This is a genomic window from Microcoleus sp. OTE_8_concoct_300, from assembly GCF_031383065.1.
Taxonomy (GTDB): Bacteria; Cyanobacteriota; Cyanobacteriia; order Cyanobacteriales; family Microcoleaceae; genus Microcoleus.
In genome coordinates this window covers 17,387-28,393 of the sequence record NZ_JANMZH010000728.1, presented here as the reverse complement: position 1 = coordinate 28,393, position 11,007 = coordinate 17,387, and the positions used below count along the sequence as shown (strand labels likewise).

General features: G+C 43.6%; 4 protein-coding genes. 2 read left to right on the top strand and 2 right to left on the bottom strand.

Annotation, left to right across the window (positions count from 1 at the left end; translation table 11 throughout):
• Window positions 1-370: 370 nt before the first annotated feature.
• Complete coding sequence (locus tag ACUVJL_RS32805; protein ID WP_445249654.1) at window positions 371-925, top strand: NYN domain-containing protein; 555 nt, start codon at window positions 371-373, stop codon at window positions 923-925.
• Window positions 926-1,495: 570 nt separating this feature from the next.
• On the opposite strand, the gene ACUVJL_RS32800 is transcribed toward ACUVJL_RS32805, so the two are convergent.
• Window positions 1,496-3,202, bottom strand: coding sequence for an NAD(P)/FAD-dependent oxidoreductase (locus ACUVJL_RS32800; protein ID WP_445249653.1), 1,707 nt, complete (start codon window positions 3,200-3,202; stop codon window positions 1,496-1,498).
• Between the two features lie 576 nt (window positions 3,203-3,778).
• Window positions 3,779-4,522, bottom strand: a complete 744-nt coding sequence (locus tag ACUVJL_RS32795; RefSeq protein WP_445249652.1) for a hypothetical protein — start codon at window positions 4,520-4,522, stop codon at window positions 3,779-3,781.
• A 500-nt stretch (window positions 4,523-5,022) separates the two neighbouring features.
• Here ACUVJL_RS32795 and ACUVJL_RS32790 point away from each other — a divergent pair, with 500 nt between their 5' ends.
• On the top strand, window positions 5,023-10,911 hold the full coding sequence (locus ACUVJL_RS32790; protein ID WP_445249651.1) for an ATP-binding sensor histidine kinase: 5,889 nt from the start codon (window positions 5,023-5,025) through the stop codon (window positions 10,909-10,911).
• Window positions 10,912-11,007 lie beyond the last annotated feature (96 nt).

Genomic DNA, 11,007 nt, shown 5'->3' with positions numbered 1-11,007 from the left:
CAACAGGTTCATTACTTACTGCTGTTGTAGGCGGAGTGTGACACTCTTTTATGTGGGGACAGAGAGAGAGAGTTCTCCGGGAGAGGCGGCTCTCCAGTTATTCAGCGCAGATGCGCCTAATGTACGACTTCACGTCGCACGCCCCCATTATCTTGCGTACTGCCTTGCTCGCACCCGGTTTCTCCGAAAAATCCGGGCGTGCCGGCGGCGATATCTCCACGCAGAAACCGGGTTTCTGACTCCGCGCGATCAAGTGCTGCCGCGATCGAACCTAGCAATTACACATCAATCTGTAATAAAATGCAACAAAAGCTTTGATGAACAATGCAAATAATGTCCTATATGTGCTGGAGCTATTCAGCCTTGAACCATGTCAACCTATGTATCGCAAGCAGTTTTACTTGTAGACGGCTATAACATAATTGGACTTTGGCCTCGACTCCGAGAGAAGCGCGATCGCGACGAACTCGAAACAGCTCGCCGCGAGTTAATAGAGGTTTTAGTTAACTACAGCGCTGTTCAAGATTTTGAGGCTCGGCTAGTGTTTGACGCGCACTATCGAGATACTCCCAGCGTTAAAGAAATTATTACTAAAAATTTATCCGTGCACTACACTGACTTCGGTCAGACAGCAGATACTTATATTGAAAAATCTTGTGCTAGTTTGCGCTACGAGTTGCGATCGGTCAAAGGCAAAGGCCGCATGATTGTCGCCACCTCAGACCGAGCGCAACAATTGACCGTAGTCGGCTACGGTGCCGAATGGATGTCCGCCGAACAACTAGCGGCTGACGTAGAAGCCACCGCCCGCCGCAGCGAGCGCCAGCACAAATCCCGCAAACACAATTCCAGTCGCTTTCTCGCCAGTTCCCTCGATCCAGAATCCCAGAAGCGCCTCGCCAAGTTGAGAATGGGGCTGCATTAGCTGCACAAACCCGGCGGCGGTATGACAAAAAAAGTTTATCAAAGGCCTTGCCAAATCGAGTAAGTTCAGCTATTGTTAGTAAATGTGGGTAACAAAAACCCCCAATCCTCGGTAGCTCAGTGGCAGAGCGGTCGGCTGTAATGAATGCAAGCCTTTGGCATCAACCAAAAGCCCTAGTGACATAGCAGCTCTATCCGGTAACGGGTACTGAAAAATCGGGTGAATTCAAGGAAACCGCAGCACTTCGGGTGGCGGCAATCTTGAGCCAAGTCTGGCGAAAGGCAGCGGTTGCGATCGCAAGTAGCCGGAAAGGTGCAGAGACTAGAGATGAGGAGCCTAACCAATAAATCTCATAGCGCCTGACATCCGACGACAGATCACAAACATGATTTGTAGGGATGATGAAATAGTCCGCCCCCTTCGGAAACGTTGGGATAAGTGTAACCGATTGGTCGTAGGTTCAAATCCTACCCGGGGAGTTAGTAAAAGTCTGAAGTTGGAATTTTCCAGCTTCAGACTTTTTGTTTTTAAGATTTGAGATGCTTTGGGGTCAAGCTTTCTTGTAGCCCCTTAATTCGCATCCCTGTGAGTGTGAATTAACTCACCTTCCATAGGTATGGAAATATTCAACTTAGACAACTCCGGGTTCAGTATCGCCTTGACAATACCAGAACTCACCATCACCTCCAAACAACCAAGGGCTTGATGAAGAGCTACTCGAGCGTGTTGCACAGAAAAACGCTCCCTAAACACCAGCACCAACTGCCGATAAATTTGTTCGATGTACTCAGTGCGGCTCAAAATGTCAATCAGCAAACCATAGAAACCTGTAACAGGCAACCGCTGACCGTTCTTAACATAACACTTGATCCTGTTAATTTCACCAGCATTATAAACAGCTACAAACTCAACATCAGCCGACCCTAGGTCTAACTGAAACACATTGTACGCCGAAAGTAGCCAAGGAACCTCCTGCTGCGAGAAGCGCTGCATCACCTGTTTCATAGAACCCAAATCAAATCCAGCAATCACAGCTTGACCCAAAATATCATTGGTAAATCCCCCTTGAGCCAACCACTGAAAAGCTTTTTCCGGGCTTAAATTCAACCCCGAATCCCGCGCAATTTCCCTTGAATGTTCTTGTAAATCAGTGAATTGACCGTTAGCAGCGTACCAGTAATCGGCGAACCGAATGTGCTTTTTAACTCGGCTGCGCTGATTGTGGTCGTATTGAGATTTAAGCCAGTTGCCGTCGTGTTTCTGCTGCTCTAATGCCAAAATCGTGTAAGCCAATTCACGAGCGCCGGTATGAGCTAAAGTCATGCCCGCCGCTAAAATCGGGTCAGCAAAACCCGCAGCTTCACCCACCAAAAACCAATTTTCTCCTACTGTTTTATCGGCCAAAAATGACCAATCTTTTGTAGTCTCAATCTTTCCCGTACTGGTAGCATGGGCGATTAACTTGCTGATGCGGGGTTCGCTATTGAGGGCTTCGGCATAGATTTCCTCTGGTCGCTTTTTCAGCAGCTTATAATGTTCCGCAGGACAAATGAAGCCGATACTGGTGCGAGTTGGGCCTAAGGGAATGAACCAGATCCACCCATGACTCAAACTCATCACCTGTACGCGGGTGCCGCCAATGCCAATTTCATCGGCCCATTCAGCGTTTGTCCAGTAGTCCCAGATAGCAATGTTTTGCAACCGCGTCGGGCAGTGTGTCTTGATGCCTAAAATTCGCCGCAGTACGCCGATGTGCCCGGAGGCGTCGATGTAGTAGCGGGCGGTTATTTGTTCTTGCGATCGCAAGTGCAGGGCCGTAATGCGATCGCCCACCACATCTACCTTAACCACCGCCGTTTCTTCTCTGACTAAGCACCCCATTTCTTGGGCGTGGCGCAGCAAAATTTCGTCATATTTTGCTCGATCGACTTGGAAAGCAGTTTGCCGTCTGTGTCCCTCGAATTTAGCAGGACGCTGTTCATCTTTAAACTGTTCAGGCTTAATGAAATTAAAATCCCAAGGATTTGGATCTGTTCCCCAGCGATAGGTTGCACCGATTTTAATTGGGAAGTCGGCTGCTTCTACTTTATCCCAGCATCCCATTTCCTGAAGCACATCACTAATTTGAGGCAATTGACTTTCCCCAACGTGATCGCGAGGGAATTTTTCTTTCTCTACGATTAGCACGCTGAGATTGGGATTGTATTTCTTGATCAGAGTGCCCGCAGTGGTCCCAGCGGGGCCGCCGCCGACAATAACAACGTCGTAATCGCTCATATCAAATAAAGGTAGTAGATGCTGAATTTGGACACTGACGAAACATCGCGCGATCGCGGCCAACCATATTTCCCGAAAGTTGCGATCGCTACTCGGACCGTAGAAAGACTTGGAATGTACCTGACCTAAATTAAAGATGGATAGTCAAAGCTTAATCCCCAATAGCCAATCACAACATGAAGGGATGTCTGATGAAAGGCACTCTCCCGCGATCGAGTAATTATTCAGCCTCGGAATGAGCGAGGCTGAATTTTGACTGTAAAACGTTTTATCCGACTGTTAGTTTATCCTCTTCAGGTATGTGAGAACTGTGGGAAATCTCCAAATTCTCTGTCCAAGTATGAGCAAGATCCAGATTCTCTGTCCAAGTATGAGCAATATTCAGATTCTCTGTCCAAGTGTGAGCAATCTCCAGATTCTCTGTCCAAGTGTGAATCCTTGTCGGTTCTAGCTCATTGATTACAGTTGAATTGCCGTTAAATTATGACATGATGAGTCTCCTTACTAAGTAATGAATTTGAGCTCATTCTAAGATTTGTCTGGTTCTCAAAATTGAAAACTATTACATCTGGCAAGCTACCCAGCTTTTAAATGTTGCCAAATCTCGCGGGGTTTGGCAAAAGGTTGCTCAAAGCTATGCGTTTTTGCATAAACCAGAAGTTCATCCATCAGTTCCGTGAAAACTTCAAACAACTTCTCAACTACCTCAAAAGCCTCTCGACGGAGCTTAATAGTCAGTTGTATTGTTTCGCTCCATCGCCTCTGCTGAGGTAAATCCTTACTGTGGTTATTTTCCACCTCCCAATGAAAGTGGCCAAAATAAATAAGCTCCTTTTGAGTAATTGTTGCCAGTTCTTCTGCAATTGGTTGTGCCATTGAGAAAAACACATTCCCCGTTGCTTCTAGGACTTCAATGATTAGTAACTTAATGATCGGACTGGCTCCATAAGCGTATCGCAAAATTTGATGTGATACCAACCGCGAAGCTCTTGTTTCTTCGCTCCAAACAAAATTCAAAGCATCGCTGAACTTCAACGATTTGTTAATACCCAGTGTTTCTAAATCTTCCAGAAACCACAACCAGTGATTATCCTCTTCATAACTGTGCTTATTAACTAGTTCCTGAATAGGATCGTTGGTTGGCTCTTCTCGGAAGACATACTTGTTACATTCAGCAAAACTCATTACCAAAGGAGCAATGCAGGGAGCAAAAGCTAGGCGTTGTCTTGGGTCTATACTTTGGTCTCGCATAAACTCAAATAGCCCAGATTTAGCAAATTCTTGCTTCTTCTTTTCAATCAATGCTAGAAATTCTTCCATTGTGATGCACCTGATTAATGAAAATATGCTAGCAATTTGATCACAGGTTTACTATGATGTGAATCATACTTATTTATGATCCACGTGATATTGAATTGTGTTCTCGATCACCTAAACCTGCGTTTTCAAGCCCCGGGGGTCCCATTCGTTCTTGGTGACAAGGCTCAAACATCGAGCTAAACCTTTAATTAATAAGGATTTGTCGCTCATGGGTGCCCTCAACATCACAGAATTTGTTACACTATGGCAATCTACTCGGTCAGGTGCCAGACCGTACAGGATTACGTCGCAGTTCAAATCAGAGGTTCTGCTGTCCGCCCATCTAGACGCTCTCAACCTTTAGACATCCCGCATCTACAAAATCTACGAGTAATTAACTATACCTGAAGGTATAAAAAATTATAGTTTTTACCAAAAATACTTATGTACAGCAGGCTCGTGCCCTTGTCAACATCAAGCGCGATTTTAGCTATCTAACACTTCGTAATAGAATAAAAGCAATGAATACACTTCCCGGTTACAAAATCACAGAAGTTGTTCAACTTGGTGTGAAGTCCATCATTTATCGCGCAGTCAGGGAATCCGATCGAGCGTCAGTCATCATTAAAACACTCCCGAGCGAGTATCCCACAATAGAACAAATTACCTGCTTGAGACATGAATACAAAATTAGCTCAAATCTCAAAATCAAAGGCATTATCAAACCCTCTAGCTTAGAAAAATATAAAAATAGTTTCGCTCTGATATTAGAAGATTGCGGCGGTAAATCTCTCAGCCACCATCTCGCGGGTAAAAGTATGAAACTTCAGAAGTTCTTGCCGCTGGCTATTCAAGTGGCTCAAACTCTCGGAGAATTGCATCAAAACCAGATTATTCATAAAGATATTAAACCCTCAAATATTATCATTACACCCGATTTTGAACAACTAAAAATTACAGATTTTAGCATAGCGACCCGCCTATCGAGAGAGGTTCACCAAAATAGCAATACCACTGTGCTAGAAGGCACTCTAGCCTATATATCCCCAGAGCAAACTGGGAGAATGAACCGCGACCTTGACTACCGAACTGACTTGTACTCTCTTGGCATCACCTTTTATGAAATGCTGACAGGAGAGTTGCCCTTTAACTCCACCGACACCCTAGAATTAATTCACAGCCACATTGCGGTTATACCAGTTTCTCCCCATCAGCGAAACAATCAAGTCCCGCAGATAGTTTCATCCATTGTCATGAAACTATTAGCTAAAAATGCGGAAGACCGATATCAAAGCGCCTTTGGAGTAAAAGCCGACCTAGAAAATTGTCTAACTCAGCTTCAAACTAGGGGCAAAATAGAAAATTTCATTCCGGGAACCCTTGATAAATCAGGTCAATTTTTGATTCCGCAAAAACTCTACGGTCGCACACAAGAAGTCGCTGATTTGATGGCATCATTCGAGCGAGTCAGCTTTGGGAAAACAGAGATGGTGCTGGTAAGCGGTTACTCAGGCATCGGTAAAACCTCAGTTGTCAGTGAAATTCACAAACCAATTGTCAGGCAGCGGGGTTATTTTATTGCTGGCAAGTTTGACCAATTTAAGCGGGATATTCCTTATGCTGCAATAACTCAAGCGTTTGAATCATTAATGCAGCAGTTATTAACAACAAGCTCAGACGAGTTGGTAATTTGGAAAGAAAAGCTCTTATCGCGGCTAGGTCAAAACGGTGGAATTATTATTGATGTTGTGCCTTCTGTCGAACTAATAATTGGTTCGCAGCCTGCTGTTCCACAATTGGAACCGACAGAATTTCAAAATCGCTTTAATCGATTGTTTAAAGAATTCTTGAATGTGTTTGCCCAATCCGAACACCCCCTAGTTCTCTTTTTGGATGATTTGCAGTGGGCAGATTTAGCTTCCTTAAAATTGATTCAGGAACTGGTAACAGACTTGGATACCAGATATTTTTTAGTGATAGGAGCCTATCGAGATAACGAAGTCAATTCGACTCATCCCTTGGTTCAAACTGTAGAAAAAATTCAACAGACTGGTGCTGCGGTGCATCACATTATTCTCCCATGTTTAGAGTTTAGTAGTGTCACGCAGCTAGTGCGCGATACTTTGGGTAATGAAACCAAAAATTTACATTCTCTGGTAGAGTTGATTTTTAATAAAACTGGCGGAAATCCATTTTTTCTAACTCAACTGCTTTTAACCATGCACTCAGAAAAGCTGTTAGAATTTAATTTCACATCTGGTGCGTGGCAGTGGAACATCACGAAAATTGAAGCCGCTGGCATTGCAGATTATAGTGTCGTTGAATTAGTTGCTCGGAATCTTCAACAACTGCCGGAGGAGACGCAGCAAGTATTAAAATTAGCTGCTTGTATGGGCAACCATTTTAATTTAGACAATTTGGCAGTTGTTAGGGAAAAAACAGACTCAGAAACAGCGCTTGATTTATGGGATGCGCTTCAAGCTGGTTTAGTTCTGCCAATGAGCGATGCTTACAAAATCCCCCTCGTTGAGGAAATAGGCTCCCAGCGGCGAGGGCAAGGGAAGGGAGTTGGGAGTCGCCCTCAACACCCAATATCTTACAGGTTTTTGCATGATCGCGTACAGCAAGCCGCCTATTCTCTCATCCCTGACTCCCAGAAAAAACAAACCCACTTAAAAATCGGCTTCCTGCTGCTGAATTCAACCCCGCCATCGGAGATAGCAGAAAATATCTTTGATATTGTCAACCAACTCAATATGGGGGTGGAATTCCTCACAAATCAAGAAAAGCGAGATGAACTAGCTAACTTTAATCTTATAGCTGGTAAGAAAGCTAAGAGTTCTGCCGCCTATGAAGCAGCGCTCAAATATTTTAATGTAGGTCTAGAACTTCTACCCGATAGAGCTTGGCAGAGTCACTATGATTTAATCATTGAACTCCATACCGAAGCGCTGGAATTGTCCTATATAAATACCGATTTTAAGCGAGCGTTCCAGCTATCAGAGGTTATTATAGCCCGCGCCCAAAATTTGCTAGAAAAAGTCAAGGTTTATGAGCTAAAAGTTGTTTTCTACTTCAATCAAAATCAAGCCCAATCTTCGATAGATATAGCTCTAAAAGCTTTGAAAATGCTGGGAGTCCCTCTTCCTCAAAAACCCAATAAATTAAATATTTTCATGTGGCTAATACGGACAAAATTAGCTGTGGGAAACAAACGGATTGAGGATTTAGCTGAGTTGCCACCAATGACTGATGCTAATAAAATTGCGGCGCTGCGACTCTTAACAAATATGACTCCGGCTACTTTTGTAGTAGCACCCGATATGTACCCACTGATCGCATTTAAAATGGTTACTCTTTCTCTTAAGTACGGGAATGCGCCACTGTCTAGTCACGGGTATGTAAGTTACGGGCTGATTCACTGTGCAGTATTAGATGATATGGATTCTGGATACCGATACGCTCAACTAGCTCAGGCACTTTTAGAGAGATTTCAGACCAACTTGCACAATTGTCAAATCTCGCTAAATTTTAATGGTTTTATCCGTCACTGGTCTGAGCCGGTCAGGGAAAGTCTTATCGGTTTACTTGAGGGTATTCAGAGTGGACTAGAAACGGGAGATGTCAGCAATGCTTGTTATTGTGCTAGTTTTTACAGCAATTATATATTTTTGAGTGGCGAACCTCTGGAGTCTGTGGAGATTAAGCAGAGTCAATATATTCAAATGTTGGTGAATTATAAGAGTGCATTTATGCTTGATCAAGCCAGAGTTGGGGCGCAAGTTGTCTTAAATTTGCAATGTAAAACAGCTAATCCTTGTCTGTTAGTTGGCGAGAGATTTAATGAAGAAACGAGGCTGCCAGCATTAAGGGAGAGTCAAAATAATTTGGTAATATTTGTAGTATATTTTTATAAATCATGGCTAAGTTATCTATTTAAAGATTATGCTAAGTCTGCTGAATATGCCGTGACAGCATCAAATTATTCGGAGGCTGTGAGGGCCATGATGTATGTTCCCATGCACAATTTTTACTATTCCCTAGCACTCTTAGCTTTGTATCCTGCAGCTTCAAAAATTGAACAGAAAAAACATTTAAAAAAAGTTGCTTCGCTTCAGAAAAAAATGAAGCATTGGGCTTTGAACTCTCCGGAAAATTATCAGCACAAATATGACTTAGTAGAGGCAGAGAAAGCGCGAGTATTGGGACAAGATGAAAAAGCTGCTCTGTATTACGATCGAGCGGTGAAAGGAGCCTCGAAGAATGAATACATCCACGAAGCAGCGCTAGCAAATGAACTGGCGGCAGAATTTTATTGGGCTAAGGGTCGAAACAAAATGGCTCAGAGTTATCTGAGAGATGCTTACTACGGCTATATTCACTGGGGAGCAACCGCCAAGGTCAAACATTTGGAGTCAGAGTATCCGATGTCTTTACCCCCTGCATCGGGGATCAAATCTAGTGGCGCTCGAACTATTAGTAGCACTAATTATACCACGCTCAGCAGTCACAGCAGTTTATTAGATTTGACAACTGTTGTGAAAGCGTCTCAAGCGCTAGCTAGCGAAATTGTGCTGGATAAGTTGTTAGAAAAGTTAATGAAAATGGTGATTGAGAATGCTGGGGCGCAAAAAGGTTTTCTCCTGATGCCCAAGGAAGGAAAATTGCTGATTAAAGCAGCGGCAGCGGTGGAGTCTTCGGATGTTGCAGTTGAGCAATGCCCTAGAGTATCTCCTGCAGAGGTTTTGCCTATAACGGTGATTAATTATGTGGAAAAAACGCACTCTGATGTAGTTTTAAGTCAGGCTGCTAGGGAAGGTCTATTTACAGATGACCCCTATATTAAAAGGCAGCAAGTGAAATCTGCGCTTTGTACTCCTATTCTGAATCAAAGCAAACTCGTAGGCATCCTTTATGTAGAAAATAATTTAACTACTGAAGCATTTTCTCGAACTAGGTTGGAGGTTTTGAAAATTCTTTCTTCCCAAGCGGCTATCTCTCTAGAAAATGCGGTACTTGTTGCTAATTTGTCGGAGGCTAAGGAACAGTTGGAGGATTATTCGCGGACGCTGGAGGTGAGAGTTGAAGAGCGCACGCAGGAATTAAAGACTAAAGAAGCTAAGCTGCAAGAAGCTCAAAAACTGGCGCACCTCGGCAACTGGGAATTTGATTTGGAGGGGGATAAATTAACTTGGTCTCAGGAAGTATTCCGAATTTTTGGTCTTGACCCTGAACTACCAGAACCCACTCTTTTAGAACACAGGAAGCAAATTCATCCAGATGACGTACAGTTGTGGTTAGAGCGAGTAGAGGAGATTAGTCTGTTAGGAAATCCTCGCGACTATGAGATTAGAATTTTGCGCCCTGATGGAGATGTCAGATATATTTATGTTAAGGCGCAAGCTATTTTTGATGGCGGTAAGGTGATTAAGTTATTTGGGACAATACAGGACATTACGGATCGCAAGTTAGCGGAGGATGCTTTGCGACTGTCGGAGGGGCAATTGAGAGAAAAAGCGACACAATTGGAAGTTACTTTGTCCGAATTACGCTCGACGCAGACTCAACTAATTCAAACTGAAAAAATGTCTTCTTTGGGGCTGTTGGTGGCGGGGGTTGCACACGAAATTAATAATCCGATTAATTTCATCTATGGCAATGTCATGCACGCTAGCGAATATAGCTCGGATTTGCTGGGATTGATTAAGCTTTACCAGGAGTCTTACCCGAATCCTACTCCTGAGATTGTTGCTACAACAGAAGATATTGAACTCGCTTTTATTCAAGACGATTTACCGAAAATCCTGCAATCTATGCAGGTTGGGGTCGATCGCGTTCGCAATATTGTGCTGTCGCTGCGGAATTTCTCACGGCTTGATGAAGCCGAGATGAAACCAGTGGATATTCACTCCGGGATTGATTCGACTCTGCTAATTTTGCAGCACAGGTTGAAAAAGGATCCACTCGGACATGGCATTGAGGTAGTTAAAGAGTACGGTCAACTGCCGAATGTAAATTGTTATGCTTCTGGGTTAAATCAGGTGTTTATGAATATTTTGAGCAATGCGATCGATGCAGTAGAGTTAAGAGTGGGGCTGGAGGAAATAACTGCTAGCCTCGAAAATCCTTTATCTCCAAGATTTGAGCGAAAGATTCTGATTCGGACTGAGGTATGCGACAAAAACTGGGTGAGAATTTCTATTGCTAACAACGGCCCCGGTATGACTGAGGAAGTGCGATCGCGGGTATTTGACCCTTTCTTTACTACAAAAGGTGTGGGTAAAGGCACGGGTTTGGGGTTGAGTATCAGTTATCAGATTGTAGTTGAGAAACACGGTGGGAAGCTGATCTGCATTTCGGCACCGGGCGAAGGGGCGGAGTTTGTGATTGAAATTCCGGTGCAGCAGTGAACTTTTTTTAAGTTTTTATATGAATTTTTTTAACTGCAGATCTACGCAGATGAACCCAGATAAAATTATATGTGCGTTCATCTGTGTTTATCTGCT

What these genes read in the sequence shown, in the direction of transcription:
- ACUVJL_RS32805 (WP_445249654.1), top strand. Translation starts at nt 371, where the DNA reads ATGTCAACCTATGTATCGCAAGCAGTTTTACTTGTAGACGGCTATAAC.
- ACUVJL_RS32800 (WP_445249653.1), bottom strand. Translation starts at nt 3,202, where the DNA reads ATGAGCGATTACGACGTTGTTATTGTCGGCGGCGGCCCCGCTGGGACC.
- ACUVJL_RS32795 (WP_445249652.1), bottom strand. Translation starts at nt 4,522, where the DNA reads ATGGAAGAATTTCTAGCATTGATTGAAAAGAAGAAGCAAGAATTTGCT.
- ACUVJL_RS32790 (WP_445249651.1), top strand. Translation starts at nt 5,023, where the DNA reads ATGAATACACTTCCCGGTTACAAAATCACAGAAGTTGTTCAACTTGGT.